The organism is Williamsia herbipolensis (genome assembly GCF_036153515.1).
Classification (GTDB): domain Bacteria; phylum Actinomycetota; class Actinomycetes; order Mycobacteriales; family Mycobacteriaceae; genus Williamsia_A; species Williamsia_A herbipolensis.
The window spans coordinates 2,586,501-2,600,805 of the sequence record NZ_CP108021.1 but is presented as its reverse complement, the minus strand read 5'-3'; the positions used below and the strand labels follow the sequence as shown (position 1 = coordinate 2,600,805).

Here is a 14,305-nt window from a genome sequence, read left to right as displayed (position 1 = left end):
CCGGCCGTGACGTCGTCGGAGCGGATCTCGCTCGAGCAGTGGAACCGCACCGTGCTGACCCGTCAGCACCTGCTCGAGCGCGTCGACGACGACGCCGTGGAGGTGCTCGACCGGTGTGTGGGTCTGCAGTCGCAGGACCCGCGCGCGGCGTTCTTCGGGTTGTTCTCGCGCGTGGTGGATTTCGATCCCGCCGAGCTCGACGGGTTGATGCTCGACCGTGAGGTGGTGCGGATGGCGCTGCTGCGCAGCACGGTCTTCTGCATCGACGCCGCCGACGCCCGTTGGATCCGACCGTTGGCCCAGCCCACGCTCGATGCCGAGCTGCGGACCAACCACCTGCGCAACGTCGTCGCCGCCGACCCCGCCGCGGTGACACGGCATGCGCGCGACCTGTTGACCGGCAGGGAGATGTCGACGAAAGCGCTCGGTGCCGCTCTGGCGGAACGCTTTCCCGGCGAGTCGGCGTCGACCCTGTGCACGATCGCCCGGTGCACGCTGCCGCTCGTCCAGGTGCCGCCGCGCGGATTGTTCGCAGGGAGTGGCGCCACCACCTACCGGCTGTTCGACGAGTGGGTCGGTCCCGGTGAGCCCGCCGTCACCGCGGACGAGGCGATCAAGGACCTCATCCGGCTGTACCTGCGTGGGTTCGGGCCGTCGACCGTTGCGGGCGTGCAGAGTTGGTCGGGGCTCACCCGACTCCGCGAGCCGATCGAGGCGATGGAACGCGACTGGGAGCTCAATCGGCTGACCGGGCCCGACGGCGAGGAGCTGTTCGACCTCGACGGCCTCGACATCGCCTCGGCCGCCGAGCCCGCGCCGGCGCGTCTCCTGGCGCCGTTCGACAACGTCGTGGTCGCCCAGGCCGATCGCCGTCGCGTGATCGACGAGGACGTCTACAAGGCGATGGCCACCCCGAACGGTCGTCTACCGGGATTCGCGATGGTCGACGGTCGGGTGGTCGGTTCGTGGCGCGTCGACGCCGCCGGAGCGGTGTCCGTCGAGTACCTGCGCGACGTTCCCGCGTCGCGACGACGCGCTCTCGACGCCGAGGTCGACGCGGTGTCGGAGTTCGTCCGACGGCCGAACGACTGAGATCTGGAGATGTCAGGCGTGGGCGCGGCGGTGCAGGGCGGCCATCTCCTCGGCGAACATCTCGACGGGTCCCTCGACGGGGAGACCCGGCGCCACGGTCTCGATCGGGAGCGGCGCCACCGGTGACGCCGGCACACACCACTCCTGCAACCAGTCGGTGAGCTGCGCCGACGACACCGCGTAGACGATGCGTCCCAGCCCGACCCACGCATGCGCGGCCGCGCACATCGGGCAGTGCTCACCGGAGGTGTACACCGTCGACCGGGCGCGGTCGTCGGGGTCGAGGTTCTCCACCGCCCAGAGCGCGATCGCGAGCTCCGGATGGCGGGTCTCGTCTCCGCCGCCGACGCGGTTGCGGTCGGCGAAGACCGGCCGGCCCCCGGCGTCGACCAGGACCGAACCGAACGGCTCGTCGCCCGCGGCCAGGGCCTCGCCGGCCAGGTCGACGCAGCGTCGAAGATGCGTGAGATCGTCGTCGGAGATCGCCATCGTGCCAGCGTAGGCGGTCGCGCGGCCCTCCTGCCACCACCTTGCATGCAACCTTGTATGCAAGGTGTTACGGTCGTCTGCATGACCGTGAACGCGGGACCGGTGGCCGCTGAGCGCGCCTACGCCCACACCAAGGCGCAGATCATCAGCGGCGGTCTGGCCGGCGGGCAATTGGTGAGCGAGGCCAAGATCGGCGCCGAGCTCGGTATCAGCCGAACCCCCGTCCACGAGGCCTTCCTCCGTCTCGACGCCGAGCAGCTGATCGAGCTGGTCTCCCGGAGAGGCGCCATCATCCGACCGATGACGCCGTCGGAGGCGACCGACGTGCTCGCCATGCGGCAGGGCATCGAATCGGCCTCGGCCGCGCAGACATTCGCCGCCGGCGGCCCCGACGCAGAGATCACCCGGCGCATCGAGGAGAACCTGCGTCAGCAGGAGGCGGCGGTCGGCGCCGGTGACGTCGCGGCGTTCGTCGACGCCGACGACGACTTCCACGCCCTGCTCATCGAGGCCTCCCGTAATCCGTTGGCGCGGCAGTTCTACGAGCAACTGCGTGGGCGGCAGCAACGACTGCGCACGATGTACCTGCGCATCGATCCCGGCAACCTCGCGGCGTCATATGCCGATCACCGCACCCTCGCAGACTGTTTCGTACGCGGCGACCGCGACGGCTTCACCGCGGCGCTCGTCGCGCACCTCGAGCGCTACCAGGGAGCGATATGACGATCCCGGCCCGCGCGGCGGCTGTCAATCGGCCGACCGCCGCGTCGGGTACGCCCGGGAGGGCCTGGGTCCTCGTGTTCGGCACGTTGTTCGTATGCGCGTGGTCGGGGAACCAGTTCAGTCCCATGCTGTTGCTCTACCGCGACACCGCGCACTACTCGTCCGCGACGGTCACGCTCTTCCTCGGCATCTACGTCGCGGGACTCGCACCGGCACTGGTGATCGCGGGCGCGGTGAGCGACCACGGCGGGCGTCGAGGACCGATGTCGTGTGCGGTGTGGTTCGGGGTGGCGGCCAGCGCGCTACTCGCCCTGGGTGAACTCGGATCGCTGCCGATCTGCCTGGGCCGGCTGTTCGCGGGCATGTCGGTCGGCACGGCGATGGCCGTCGGCACGAGTTGGCTCAAGGAGCTCAGTCAGGGGCGATTCGAGCCGACGGCCGACGCCGGCGCCGGTGCCCGCCGCGCCTCACTGGCGTTCACCCTCGGTTCGGCCTCGGGCGCTCTCGTCGCCGGTGGCATCGCGCAGTGGGGTCCGCTGCCCGAAGTCTTGCCGTACCTGATCCACATCGCGGTGGCCGTCCCCTTCCTCCTGCTGGTGCGCCGCCCACCCGAGACGGTGTTCGCAGGCGCTGTCGCACAACCACTTCGGTCACGACTCACCGTGCCGTCGATGCGCCACCGACGGTTCCTGCAAGTCGTCCTCGTGTGCGGGCCGTGGTTGTTCGCGGCCTGTGCGCTCGCCTACGGTTACCTGCCGGTGCTGCTCGCCGACGCGACCGGCGGTCTCGGCCTCGCCTACGCCACACTCCTGAGCGTCGTCGCGCTCACCAGTGGCGCACTCGTCCAGCCCGTCGCCACGCGCATCGACTCGCCCTCGAGTGCCCGCGGCATCGTGGTGTCGATGGTGACGCTGACGGTCGGTCTCGTCGTGATGATCGCCGCCGTCGAGACCTCGCAGGTGGTGGTCGGACTCGTGGCGGCAGTCGTGTTCGGGGTCGGGTTCGGTGTCGGTCTCGTCTCGGGCCTGCGCGAGGTGCAGCGCATCGCGCCCGCGTCCGATCTGGCCCGGCTCACCGGGATCTTCTACGCCGTCGCCTATCTGGGCTTCGTCGTGCCCACGATCCTCGCCGCCCTCACCCCGCCGTTCACGACGACAGCGCTGCTCGTGGTGCTCGCCGCGCTGTTGCTCGCCTCGACCGCCGTCGTGGTGCGCGGATACCGCCGCCACCTGCCGCAGGTCTGACCGAGCGCCGCGGCCGAGACGTGCTCAGCCGGGGAGTTCGCCGGTACGCGGGTTGCGGGCGGTGATGCAGTAGGGCCGCCCCGTCGGATCGGCCATCACGGTCCAGTCACCGTGCTCGGCGACGACCTCCGCGCCCCAGTCCTCGTGCCGGGCCACCTCGTCGGCGGGGTGGGTGCTGGCGAGGTCGACATGACCGGAGATGGCCCCGGAGTTGGTCGCCTGCAACAGGATCCGAACCGCGAGGTGCTCGGGCCGCGCCAGGTGACGGAACTCGGGTCGGCCACCGCTGCCGCCGATCACCTCCCACCCGGTCAGCGCCTCCCAGAACGCGCACTCACGATCGAACCGTCGCGAGGGGATGTCGATCGACACCTGGTCGATGATGCTGATGGTGTCGCCGGGCCACCGGATGGGACGCGACTTGCGGCTCTGTCCCCGCCAGACCACCAGACAGAACACGAACCCGGCCGGCGAGGTCATGGTGATGCAGTCGTCGGCCCACGAGACCACCGCCGCGCCGATCTCCTGGGCGCCGGCGGCCGAGACGACGATGTCGTCGACGGCCAGATCGAGGTGCACCCCACCGACGCCGTGGTCGATGCGCTGGACCAGCAGGTGCGGATCGCCGTTGAACGGTTCGAGCGAGGCGAACTGTCGCTTCTCGCCCCGCGGCGGGGAGACGGTGCTGCCCGCGATCGCACGCCAGAACGTGACCTCGTCGCCGAACTCGTCGGCCGGGAAATCGAGCACGACCGACAACCACCGCACCGAGGTCACCGCCATCAGCGCACCCGGTGCCGCGCGCGCCACCGCTCGAGGGTCGTCCGGTCGCCGGACACCTCGATCTCGTCGCCGCGGTTCCACAACCCGAGGTAGAGGGCGCCGGCGGTGCCCCGCCACCAGGCGGTCGCCGATTCCGGTGCACCGTCGGTGACGGTCAACGCCTCCGCCGACACCGACAGCGTCCAGGCGTGGCCGGTGTCGGTGGTCTCGACGCCGATCGTCGCGGGCTCACCGTCGTACAGCTTCGACCGCCCGCGGGGCGCGAAACGCACCAGCAGTTCGTCGAGGCCGTCCGCGGCGAGGACGGGGTCGATGTCCAGCGCCGCGGCCGTCGGGACCGAACCGTGTTCGGCGGCAACGGCATCGACGGCGTGGATGGTGGTCTCGTGCGCCTGCCGGCGGGTCCAGAACTCCAGCGGGGTGCGGCCGGTCTCCATGAACACCCAGGCCTCGACGTCCGGATCGGCCGTCGTGAGGGTCTCGAGGAGTTCCCGTGCGCCGTCGACGAACCAGTCGGTGAGGTCGGTCGGCGCCACGCGGTCGTGGACGTCGGACTCCGACGCGAACGGCGCCTCGACGCCCAGGATCTGCGCCTGTGCCCAGCGGTGCACCATCCCCTGATGCGCGACGAGATCGGCGACCGTCCAGTCCGGGCACGGCGGGACGAGGGCCGTGAGTCCGGCCGAGCGCGCCGACGCCGACAACCGGTGCGTCGCCGCGTCGATCACGGATCGGAACTCGTCGATGGTCGGCCCAACGGACATGCCGATCAGTGTGGCACGTGGGGGCTCACAGCTGGGGGAGTACCTGTGCGGCCACCAGTTCGAGGTGGTCGAGATCGCCGAGATCGAGCGTCTGCAGGTACATCCGTGTGATGCCGAGGTCGGCGAACCGGCCGATGGTGTCGACGATCTGTGCCGGTGTCCCGGCGAGTCCGGATGCCCGCAGATCGTCGACGTCGCGTCCGATCGCGTCGGCGCGACGGGCGACCTCGGCGTCGTCGCGGCCACAGCACAGCACCTGCGCCGCCGAGTGCCTGATGGGCGCCGACCGTTCGACCGTCGCGCAGGCCTCGTCGATGCGACGGTGCAGCGGGGCGGCGTCGGCGGCGGTCATGAACGGGGTGTTGAACTCCGCGGCGAAGCGCGCGGCGAGCGCAGGGGTCCGCTTCTTGCCCGCACCGCCGATGATGATCGGCGGACCGGGCTGCTGGGTCGGCTTGGGCAGGGCCGGGGACTCGGTGAGTTGATAGTGCTTGCCGTCGAAGGTGAAGCGGTCGCCCACCGGGGTCGCCCACAGGCCGGTGACGATCGTCAGGTACTCCTCGAGCCGGTCGAACCGCTCGCCGAGCGCGGGGAACGGGATGCCGTAGGCCGAGTGTTCCTCGGCGTACCAGCCCGCCCCGATGCCGAACTCGATGCGCCCACCCGACATCGCGTCGACCTGCGCCACCGAGATCGCCGCCGGCCCGGGCAGACGGAAGGTCGCCGAGGTGACCAGGGTTCCCAGACGGATGGTGCTGGTCTCGCGGGCGATACCGGCCAGGGTGATCCACGCGTCACTCGGCCCGACCCCGTCGGGCACGTTCATCGCGAGGTAGTGGTCGGACCGGAAGAAGCCGGTGAAGCCGGCCGACTCGGCGGTGGTGGCCACCGCGAGCAGCTCGTCGTAGGTGGCACCCTGCTGCGGCTCGGTGAAAATGCACGTCTCCATCCCTCCAGCATGCCCCCTAGAGTGGATGTCATGGACAGCACCGGCGGACCCCGCGCATGACCGATCGCTGTCTGCCACGGTTGCTGCGTCGTCTGCGTCCGCCCCAGGGCGACCGTGTCGCGGTGGTGCGACTCGAGGGCCACATCGGATCGGTGGGTGTGGGGCGCGGGGGCATCACCGCCGACGGGGTCGAGGGCGTGCTGAAGCGCGCGTTCACCGGGGACCGCGTGAAGGCGGTCGTGTTGGTGATCAACTCGCCCGGGGGTTCGCCCGCCCAGTCGGAGTACATCGCCGAACGGATCCGCCAACTGGCCTCCGAGAACGGCGTCCGTGTGTTGGCGTTCTGCGAGGACGTCGCGGCCTCGGGCGGGTACTGGATCGCCTGCGCGGCCGACGAGATCTTCGCCGCCCGGACGTCGATGGTCGGCTCGATCGGGGTGGTCTCATCGGGTTTCGGCGCGACCGATCTCATCGGCCGCGTCGGACTCGAGCGCCGCATCTACACCGCGGGGGCGAACAAGGCCCGTCTCGACACCTTCTCGCCGGAGAAGGAGGAGGACGTGGCGTGGCTCGCCGGTATCCAGGGCGATCTGCACGCCGCGTTCATCGCCTGGGTGCGGCAGCGTCGCGGCACCAAGCTCCAGGGCGACGACGCGACCCTCTTCAACGGTGACGTCTGGATCGGACGCAAGGCCGTCGACGCCGGGCTCGTCGACGCGGTCGGTGTGTTGCGGTCGGTGATCGCCGAGAGGTACCCCGACGCCGACGTCGACGTCATCACTCCGCCCAAGCCTCTGCTGGCCCGATTGACCGGTGGCCAGGTCGGTGTCGCAGCCGCTGTCGACGGCATGGTCGACGGGGTGGTGTCCGGTGCCCTGTCGGCGGCCGAGAAGCGGTCGCGCTGGTCGGCCTTCGGTCTGTGAACAAGTCCACGGATGCGAGGATTCATCCACAGGCGTGACCTTCCCCTGCAGGCCCGGGCACGTTCTCGACGACCCTCAAGTTGTGGATGAGGTTGTGGAAACTGTGGACAACTTGCGTTTTCATGCACCACTACGTGAGTCAGGTCACCTTTTTCGTGCAAGTGAGCCCATTTCGTTCGCGGTTCTGAAGACCGGATTGCAGACTTCGCGCGGCTCAGACGCCGCCTCGCCTGTGCACAGCCTGTGGACAAATTCGGTCGCCAACGCCGCCCGGGCCCGACGTGCCACCATGGGACGCGTGGGTGCGCACGGGCGGTCGGGTTCTCGGATCGGCCTGCCGTGATCGATTTCTGCCCCCGCTGTCGCATCCAGGCACCGCACGACCCGCGTCGTTCCGGATGTCCTCGCTGCGGCGGGCAGTTGATGGTCCTCGACGGCCTCGATCAGATCCCGCCCCGCCCCGCGGCCGCCCCGGCGCCGCCGCGACCGCGCCCGGCGCCGCCGCGACCGCGCCCGGTGCCGACCGCGCGGCGCGACCCGCGCATCCGCTGGGAGGCGCGTCGGCCACCCGAGGCGCGTCCCGCTCCTCGCGGTCCGCGACCGGTCGGCCTCGGACCCACCCCCCGGTACTCGGTGCCGCCGCGGTGGGGACTCGTCGACGTCATCACCCCGGCCGAGGAACCGAGACCGTCGCGCTTAGAGCGCCTCGCCGGATCGTTGACACCACTGCTGCAGGCGACCGGTTCGGTGCTGCTGGTCGCGGCGTTCGCCGAGGCCTGGATCTATGCACTCCTGATCCGCAACCGCACCGCACCCGTGGGTGCGACGACCGCCGGGTGGGCGTACGCCATCACCTGGGCGCTGGGCGTGGTGTCGATCGTGATGGTCGTCGCGAGCCTGCTGTCGTTCACCGAGTGGCTTCGGCGCCGCCGCGCGGAGGCCTTCGCCGAGCATGACCGCCTCGACCCCCGACCGACCTGGCACCTGGTCGTCGGCTGTCTCGTCCCGGTGGTCAACATCGTCGCTCCGGCGGTGTTCCTCCACGAACTCGCGCGGTGCGGTCACGCGCTGCCCGCCGACCGCGTGATGCGCGTGCTGCGGCTGTGGTGGGCGGCGTGGGCCGCGCTGTCGGCGCTGGCGATCGGCACGCTGGTGATCCGTTACGCGTCCGATTCCATCCAGTGGGGTGCGAACGCGGTGCTGCTCACGGTCGTCTGCGACCTCGCCGGCGCGGCCTTCGCGGTCGTGTCCTCGCGTCTGCTGGTCCGGGCGTTCGACCCCGACGCGCGACCCGAACCGTCGACCCGGTGGCTCGCGGCATGACCGGCCCGATGCCGCTTCCCGGTGATCACGGGCCGGACGACCATGATCGCGACGACGCCGAGGCCATCCCACCCGACGCGCAGATGACCGACGACCTCGCCGAGGTCTCGCGGATCCGCAGGCAACGTCGTCCGGCCGTCGTCGCGCACCGCGGCGCCTCCGCCGATCGCCCCGAGCACACCCTCGCCGCGTACGAGTTGGCGCTCGCCCAGGGTGCCGAAGGGCTCGAGTGCGATGTGCGGCTGACACGCGACCATCAGCTGGTGTGCGTGCACGACCGCACCGTCGACCGCACGTCGTCGGGGACCGGCGTCGTCAGCGAGATGACGCTGGCCCAACTGCGCGAACTCGATTTCGGGAGCTGGCATGCGCGCGGGGCGCCCGCGTCGGTGCTGACGCTGGCCGAGCTGCTCACCCTCACCCTCGACTGGCCCGACCCGGTGCGGCTGTTCATCGAGACCAAGCACCCGGTGCGCTACGGCGCGCTCGTCGAACAACTGCTGTTGGCCGAGCTGCACCGGTTCGGGGTCGCGGCACCTGCGTCGGCCGATCACAGTCGCGCGGTGGTGATCTCGTTCTCCCCGGCCGCGGTGTGGCGTGTCCGCCGCAACGCGCCCATGCTGCCGACCATCCTCCTGGGCGAGACCGCGCGGCTCCTGGGCGGCAGCGCGGCGACCGCCGTGGGCGCCACCGGGATCGGACCGTCGATCGTGACGCTGCGCGATCATCCCGACGCCGTCGACCGCGCCGCGGCATCGGGTCGCGCCACCTACTGCTGGACGGTCGACGAGTACGCCGACGTCACGCACTGCGCACGGATCGGTGTCGATTTCATCGCCACCAACCACCCCGGCCGGGTGCGGGAGTGGCTCGAGCCGGGGCGGCGCTGAACCCCGTGGGCTCGGGGTAATAGATTCTGGTCCCATGGCCAAGAAGAGCAAGCGCGGAACCGGACGTCCCGGCAGTGATCGAGCCGAGCGGGTCGCCGCACGCAAGGCGCGGCAGGCGCAGGCCCTGGCCGCGCCGGCCCGGCCCTTCGAGGGTCTCGCCGCCGAATGCGACATCGTTGCGCTCCGCGCGTTCGTCGCGGCGGCGACGGCGTCGATCACTGTGCACGGCGAGTCGGGGTCCAACGCGGTGTCGCTCGCGACGATCCTGCCCGGTGCGGTCCAGGCCCTGACCCGGGATCTGGGCGGTTCGGTCGAGGGCCTGGTGGCCCTGCAGACCGAGTTCGAGGGGTCCGACATCCCCGGCGAGCTCGCGTACGCGCTGCGCTGGGCGAGCCGCGCCGAAGCGGGCGCGCCCTACGAGCCGCGGCCGCAGGACACCGACGGCTCCGAGACCGACGGTGAGGCCGATCTCGCGGCCACCCTGGGCGCCGAGACCACCCTCGACATCACGCTGCACGACGACTTCTCGTGGTGGTTCGCCGATTCCGCAGACATCTCGCCGGACATCGCCGCGATGATCGAGCAGGCCTCGGAGTCGATCCTCCCGACCGCGCGCATCGTCGGCGACGACCTCTCCGGCGCCCCGTGGTGGGTCGACGCCGGCGAACGAGCCCACATCCGCTGGGTGCGGCCCGAGGCCGAGGACGACGTGATGACCGCGCTGGCGCGACTCCACGCGGCGGGCAAGCTCACCCTCGGCGAGGGATCGAAGTTCGCGGGCTCGTTCCGCACCCACGGTCTGCTGGTGCCCGTGTTCGACCTCGACAACGAGATGCACCACGAGGAGTGGACGGCCCCCTGTGCCCGCTTCGAGGCCGATCTCGCCGAGGCCCTCGCCCAGACCGGCGAGCTCACCGGTGAACAGCGTCGCTCGCGCGACGGCATCCGCGGCCGGCAGGTCACCCTGCGGTGACCGGGAAGTCGTTGCGGCGCACGGTCACCCTGCAGAAGCGGGGTCCGGCCGCGGCGATCGTCCTCACCGACGACGACGTCGCCTCACTCGGCGGCACCAAGACTCCGCCGGTGCGCTTCACGATCGGCGGCACCGAGATCGCCGGGCGCATCGGACGGATGGGCGGCGAGAACCTGCTGGGTCTGAACAAGGCGGTGCGGACCCTGCTGGGGGTGGAGGCCGGCGACACCGTCGACGTCGTGATCGAACTCGACGACGGTCCGCGCGAGATCGAGATCCCGTCGGCACTGGCCGCGGCTCTCGACGCCGACCCCACCGTGCGTGCGGCGTTCGATGCGTTGGCGCCGTCGCGTCGCAAGGAGCACGCCCGCGCGGTCGCCGACGCCAAGCGCGACGAGACCCGGGACCGCCGGATCGCGGCGATCGTGGAGGGGTTGCGGAGCGGCTAGCTCAGATCGCGCCGCCGGCGATCGAGGGCGCGGTCGCGTCGGCCTCGGCCGCGACGTTGAGTTCACGCTGCACGAAGTTCTCGAGATCGAAGGTGTTGCCGTTGCAGCGCTCGGCGACGGTCTGCAGCGTCGTCATCACCGCGACCTCCTCGACCTGCTCCTTGAGGAACCACTGCATGAACTGCTCGCCGAGGTAATCGCCCTCGTCGCGAGCGGTCTTGGCCAGCGCGATGATCTGGTCGGTGACCGTCTGTTCCTGGTGCAGGGCGAGCTTGATCGGCTCGCGGAAATCGCCGAAATGGCTTCGCGGATCGGCGATCCCGGGAACCTCGACGGCCATGTCGCGGTCGAGGAAGTACTGGATGATCATCATGGCGTGGTTGCGCTCCTCGACCGACTGGCCGTAGAAGTGCTTGGCCAGCTGCGGGAGATCCTCGTTCGCGTAGAACGAGGCGAGCGCGATGTACTGCTGCGACGCCGCGAACTCATGGGCGATCTGCTCGGCGAGGAGCTGGTGGAAAGCGGATACGGGGCTCGCTGCTGAGCGCGTGGAGACGGACATGGCGACGAGACTAGGCTGTCCGATTTGGCCTGTCACCCAAGTTCGCCCTTACTGAGGTCGCACTTCCCACCGCTCAGCTGATCGCACCGGTGTTGGTACTCAAGAGGTTCTGGGGGATGGGTGCATCCTTCGCGATCAGGTCGAAGAAGGTCGACGTGTCGTCGTCGGGGGCCAGCGCGTCGCCGTCGTCGGTGCTCTCCGAGCCACCGGTCGGTGTGGTCGTCGTCACCGGACCGCCACGCAGCGCCCACCCCAACATCGCGAGGTTCCAGATGTGGTCACCGTTGTCGACGGTGAGCGTCGAGACGGTGCCGCTCACGAACGGGAACAGCCGGAACGGGTTGGCGATGGTGGAAAAACTCGCCGCCTTCGACATCAGCGCGGTGAGGAACTTGCGCTGGTTCACCACGCGTTCGAGGTCGGCGTTCGGGAACGCGCGGGTGCGCACCAGTCCCAACGCCTGACGGCCGTTCAGATCCTGGCACCCGGCCCGCAGATTGAGGCCGGCCTTCGGGTCGCGCAGTGGTTGGTCGAGACAGATGTTCACCCCGCCGACCGAGTCGACGAGGGTGTCGAAGCCACCGAAACCGATCTCGGCGTAGTGGTCGATGTGCACCCGGGTGAACGTCTCGATGGTCTGCACGAGCAGCTTCGGACCGCCGAAGGTGAACGCCGCGTTGATCTTGTGCGGGCCCTGACCGGGGATGGTGACGTAGAGATCGCGCGGGATGCTGACGATGGTCGCCTTCCCGCTGTTGGGGATGTGGACCAGCATCATGGTGTCGGTGCGGCCGAGATCCCCGTCGACATCGCCGGTGGTGAGGTTGCGCTTCTGTTGTTCGGTGAGGCCGGCACGCGAATCCGAGCCCACGAGAAGCCAATTGGTGCCCGGGGTGTCACGGACGCGGTCGGGGTAGGCGCTCAGGGCGTCGACGCGGTTGAGCTTCGAGTCGTAGTAGAACGTGAGGCCCACCAGCGCCACCACGATGACGAGCAGCAGCGCGAGCAGGGTGCGACCGATGCGGGGGCGACGCAGACGTCGACGCCGAGGCGGTCGCGGCGGCGGGCCGACGGGGCGCTCGGGTCGCGCTGAGCGAGGGGGCCCGGGTGGGCCCGGACGTTCGAGTCTCGGATCGCGTCGGAAGCCCTGGGCGTCGGCCGGTGTGCGACCGCGCGGCGGCGGAGGGGGTGGGCCGCCGCGGCGCGGCGGCGCGTCGCGGAACGGTTCGGGCTTCTGTGGGGGCGCGTAGCCGTCGACACCTCGCGCGGGACCCGGTCGTGGCGCGCCCGAGCGTGGAGGTGCGGGCTGGTTCGGTGTCTCCGACCAGGCGCGGGGCGGGCGTCGGTCACCACCGCCGTCACCGCGTCGGGGCCCGCCCGGGTCGCGGGGCCGACGGATGAAGGGCCCCTCCTGGTCGCTCACAGCCACGACTGTACGGAGGCGAGGCGGGTGGATGCGGTCACTGCAGCCAACTGAGATGGTCCCGAAGGAGTGCGTATCCGACGAACGCGACGGTGTCGATGAGGGCGTGGCCGATCACCAGCGGCCACGTGCGCGACGTCAGCTGGAAGAACCGGCCGTAGACCAGGCCCATGACGACGTTGCCGAGTCCGCCACCGAAGCCCTGATAGAGGTGGTAGCTGCCACGCAGCAGCGCCGACGCCAGCAGCGATCGGTTCTCGCCCCATCCGAGTTGGCGCAGCCGGGTGATCAAGTAGGCGACCACCAGCACCTCCTCGGCCCCGGCGTTGCCGACGGCCGAGATCACCAGGATCGGTAGGCGCCACCACGTATCGGTGAGGTCGCTGGGCAGCACCTGGGCGTTGACGCCCAGTGCGCGCGCCACGAGGTAGAGGCCGAGCCCCGGCAGCCCGATCCCGGCGGCGAGCGCTGCGCCCCAGGCGACGTCGCGGCGTGTCGGGCGTCGGGTGATCCCGGCGCGGTGCAGGGCCACGCCGCCGCGGTAGATGAGGTAGGCCGCGAGCGCGGCGATGGCGAACAGCCTCGTGGCGGCGAGTAGTTGGCGCGCGAGGTCGATGTAGTCGATCGTCGAGGTCGACTGGTTGAGGGCGACCGTGCTGTTGCCGATCCCGCCCGATCGCAGCTCGGCCTCGAGCAACGACAGCGCCGAGTACGCGCCGGAGAGACCGAACGTGAGGATGACGACGATGCTGATCTCGGCGCCGATGAGCCGACGCTGCGTGCGGTCGGTGACGACCGCGATGTCGGCGGGGCGCGCCGGCGTCAGCAGCGTTCGGATGGGTGAGGGCACCTCGCCACGATAGAGATGCCGCCTGTGTCAGTCGGTGATGCTGTTGAGGTAAGGGCAGCCCGCGAGCGCGCGGATCGCCCGCGACAGGGCCATCACGTCGGTGACGGGGCGGTCGAACGACAGGCGGGTGTCGAGGTCACCGGTCTCGCCCTCCACCCGGAACCGGATGCCCCAGCGATCGATGCCGAGCGGGCGCACCCGCCCGTTGCGCAGGTGCCGCGGTAGACGACGGCCGAGCTGCTCGATCACGTCGGAGTGGTCGGAGTCGAGGTGGGCGATCCACTCGGCCTCGTACTGCCAGAACGGGTCGGGTGTGGCGCGGGTCAGTTCGTCGGCGGCCACCGCGGCCGCTCCGGTCGATGTGGCGATGACGGCGCCGGTCAGCTGCAGACGCAGCATCGAGTAGCCGTGACCGAGGTCGAGCAGCTCGTCGGCGGGGTGCTCGAGGGCGATCTCCATGGCGAGGTCGCGCTCGAGGTCGGCGGGCACCCGGTGCAGCACGCCGTTGAGCCAGATGAGCGACCGCACGCGTTCGCGGAGTTCTATGGGTGCGCAGTCGGTGACCTCGACCATCGCCGGGGCACCGTCGGAGCCCGCGCGGGTGGCGGCCATGGCGTCGGTGTCGGACCCGATCAGGACGAAGGCCTGACCGTCGAACAGGTGCACCATCGTCACCGGCGACGGTTCGGCGCCCTCGATGGCGACCATCGCCGCGGTCACGCGCATACACGCGGTGCGGATCGCCTCGGCGTCGGTCGGGCGGTCGGTCACGGTGGTTGCCATGGCGGGTCCTGTTCTGGCGGGAGCTGAACGAGCGTGGTTAAGGTAACCCTAACCTAAACTCTGGAACCGAGTCGGGCAACAGGTG

At 70.4% G+C, this 14,305-nt stretch carries 16 protein-coding genes; 8 read left to right on the top strand and 8 right to left on the bottom strand.

What is annotated here, in order from left to right; genetic code table 11:
• Positions 1-6: 6 nt before the first annotated feature.
• Positions 7-1,092 carry a winged helix DNA-binding domain-containing protein gene (locus OG579_RS11645; protein ID WP_328856059.1) on the top strand — a complete coding sequence of 362 codons (1,086 nt, stop codon included), beginning with the start codon at positions 7-9 and terminating at the stop codon, positions 1,090-1,092.
• A 12-nt stretch (positions 1,093-1,104) separates the two neighbouring features.
• On the opposite strand, the gene OG579_RS11640 is transcribed toward OG579_RS11645, so the two are convergent.
• Positions 1,105-1,581, bottom strand: a complete 477-nt coding sequence (locus OG579_RS11640; RefSeq protein ID WP_328856058.1) for a nucleoside deaminase — start codon at positions 1,579-1,581, stop codon at positions 1,105-1,107.
• Between the two features lie 81 nt (positions 1,582-1,662).
• Between OG579_RS11640 and OG579_RS11635 the strand changes: the two genes are divergently transcribed.
• Positions 1,663-2,304, top strand: coding sequence for a GntR family transcriptional regulator (locus OG579_RS11635; protein WP_328856057.1), 642 nt, complete (start codon positions 1,663-1,665; stop codon positions 2,302-2,304).
• Positions 2,301-3,548: an MFS transporter gene (locus OG579_RS11630; RefSeq protein WP_328856056.1), complete on the top strand. Its 1,248-nt coding sequence runs from the start codon at positions 2,301-2,303 to the stop codon at positions 3,546-3,548. The genes OG579_RS11635 and OG579_RS11630 overlap by 4 nt, the downstream gene beginning before the upstream one ends.
• A 24-nt stretch (positions 3,549-3,572) precedes the next feature.
• Here the strand turns inward: OG579_RS11630 and OG579_RS11625 are convergent, their stop codons facing one another.
• Genes OG579_RS11625 through OG579_RS11615 form a run of 3 tightly spaced genes read right to left on the bottom strand, consistent with a single transcriptional unit; the run spans position 3,573 to position 6,044 of the window.
• On the bottom strand, positions 3,573-4,331 hold the full coding sequence (locus OG579_RS11625; RefSeq protein WP_328859226.1) for a VOC family protein: 759 nt from the start codon (positions 4,329-4,331) through the stop codon (positions 3,573-3,575).
• Positions 4,331-5,095 (bottom strand): maleylpyruvate isomerase family mycothiol-dependent enzyme, encoded by a 765-nt coding sequence (locus OG579_RS11620; RefSeq protein WP_328856055.1) that lies wholly within the window; start codon positions 5,093-5,095, stop codon positions 4,331-4,333. The genes OG579_RS11625 and OG579_RS11620 overlap by 1 nt, the downstream gene beginning before the upstream one ends.
• A gap of 25 nt (positions 5,096-5,120) precedes the next feature.
• Positions 5,121-6,044 carry an LLM class F420-dependent oxidoreductase gene (locus OG579_RS11615; protein WP_328856054.1) on the bottom strand — a complete coding sequence of 308 codons (924 nt, stop codon included), beginning with the start codon at positions 6,042-6,044 and terminating at the stop codon, positions 5,121-5,123.
• Positions 6,045-6,100: 56 nt separating this feature from the next.
• Here OG579_RS11615 and OG579_RS11610 point away from each other — a divergent pair, with 56 nt between their 5' ends.
• The 5 genes from OG579_RS11610 (at position 6,101) to OG579_RS11590 (ending at position 10,602) form a co-directional block, all read left to right on the top strand.
• Positions 6,101-6,967, top strand: a complete 867-nt coding sequence (locus tag OG579_RS11610) for a S49 family peptidase (protein ID WP_328856053.1) — start codon at positions 6,101-6,103, stop codon at positions 6,965-6,967.
• 423 nt (positions 6,968-7,390) lie between these two features.
• Positions 7,391-8,290 (top strand): DUF4328 domain-containing protein, encoded by a 900-nt coding sequence (locus OG579_RS11605; RefSeq protein WP_328856052.1) that lies wholly within the window; start codon positions 7,391-7,393, stop codon positions 8,288-8,290.
• A gap of 83 nt (positions 8,291-8,373) precedes the next feature.
• Positions 8,374-9,180, top strand: a complete 807-nt coding sequence (locus OG579_RS11600) for a glycerophosphodiester phosphodiesterase (protein WP_045821004.1) — start codon at positions 8,374-8,376, stop codon at positions 9,178-9,180.
• A gap of 34 nt (positions 9,181-9,214) precedes the next feature.
• Entirely contained in the window at positions 9,215-10,153 is a 939-nt protein-coding gene (locus OG579_RS11595; RefSeq protein ID WP_328856051.1) for a DUF5926 family protein, read from the top strand.
• A complete protein-coding gene (locus tag OG579_RS11590; RefSeq protein ID WP_328856050.1) occupies positions 10,150-10,602 on the top strand; it encodes a YdeI/OmpD-associated family protein in 453 nt (150 codons plus the stop codon). Before OG579_RS11595 ends, OG579_RS11590 begins: the two co-directional genes overlap by 4 nt.
• Position 10,603: 1 nt before the next feature.
• Here the strand turns inward: OG579_RS11590 and OG579_RS11585 are convergent, their stop codons facing one another.
• From OG579_RS11585 to OG579_RS11570, 4 genes are all read right to left on the bottom strand, one after another.
• Positions 10,604-11,164: a ferritin gene (locus OG579_RS11585; protein ID WP_328856049.1), complete on the bottom strand. Its 561-nt coding sequence runs from the start codon at positions 11,162-11,164 to the stop codon at positions 10,604-10,606.
• A gap of 73 nt (positions 11,165-11,237) precedes the next feature.
• On the bottom strand, positions 11,238-12,587 hold the full coding sequence (locus OG579_RS11580; protein WP_328856048.1) for an LCP family protein: 1,350 nt from the start codon (positions 12,585-12,587) through the stop codon (positions 11,238-11,240).
• A 37-nt stretch (positions 12,588-12,624) separates the two neighbouring features.
• Positions 12,625-13,437: a CPBP family intramembrane glutamic endopeptidase gene (locus OG579_RS11575; RefSeq protein ID WP_328856047.1), complete on the bottom strand. Its 813-nt coding sequence runs from the start codon at positions 13,435-13,437 to the stop codon at positions 12,625-12,627.
• A 27-nt stretch (positions 13,438-13,464) separates the two neighbouring features.
• The gene (locus tag OG579_RS11570; RefSeq protein ID WP_328856046.1) at positions 13,465-14,220 is read right to left on the bottom strand and encodes a DUF2470 domain-containing protein; all 756 of its coding nucleotides are present in this window, start codon (positions 14,218-14,220) and stop codon (positions 13,465-13,467) included.
• Positions 14,221-14,305 lie beyond the last annotated feature (85 nt).

Coding starts and splice junctions, on each gene's coding strand:
- OG579_RS11595 (WP_328856051.1), top strand. CDS start 9,215: ATGGCCAAGAAGAGCAAGCGCGGAACCGGACGTCCCGGCAGTGATCGA.
- OG579_RS11630 (WP_328856056.1), top strand. CDS start 2,301: ATGACGATCCCGGCCCGCGCGGCGGCTGTCAATCGGCCGACCGCCGCG.
- OG579_RS11615 (WP_328856054.1), bottom strand. CDS start 6,044: ATGGAGACGTGCATTTTCACCGAGCCGCAGCAGGGTGCCACCTACGAC.
- OG579_RS11610 (WP_328856053.1), top strand. CDS start 6,101: ATGACCGATCGCTGTCTGCCACGGTTGCTGCGTCGTCTGCGTCCGCCC.
- OG579_RS11605 (WP_328856052.1), top strand. CDS start 7,391: ATGGTCCTCGACGGCCTCGATCAGATCCCGCCCCGCCCCGCGGCCGCC.
- OG579_RS11640 (WP_328856058.1), bottom strand. CDS start 1,581: ATGGCGATCTCCGACGACGATCTCACGCATCTTCGACGCTGCGTCGAC.
- OG579_RS11570 (WP_328856046.1), bottom strand. CDS start 14,220: ATGGCAACCACCGTGACCGACCGCCCGACCGACGCCGAGGCGATCCGC.
- OG579_RS11620 (WP_328856055.1), bottom strand. CDS start 5,095: ATGTCCGTTGGGCCGACCATCGACGAGTTCCGATCCGTGATCGACGCG.
- OG579_RS11635 (WP_328856057.1), top strand. CDS start 1,663: ATGACCGTGAACGCGGGACCGGTGGCCGCTGAGCGCGCCTACGCCCAC.
- OG579_RS11600 (WP_045821004.1), top strand. CDS start 8,374: ATGACCGACGACCTCGCCGAGGTCTCGCGGATCCGCAGGCAACGTCGT.
- OG579_RS11585 (WP_328856049.1), bottom strand. CDS start 11,164: ATGTCCGTCTCCACGCGCTCAGCAGCGAGCCCCGTATCCGCTTTCCAC.
- OG579_RS11625 (WP_328859226.1), bottom strand. CDS start 4,331: ATGGCGGTGACCTCGGTGCGGTGGTTGTCGGTCGTGCTCGATTTCCCG.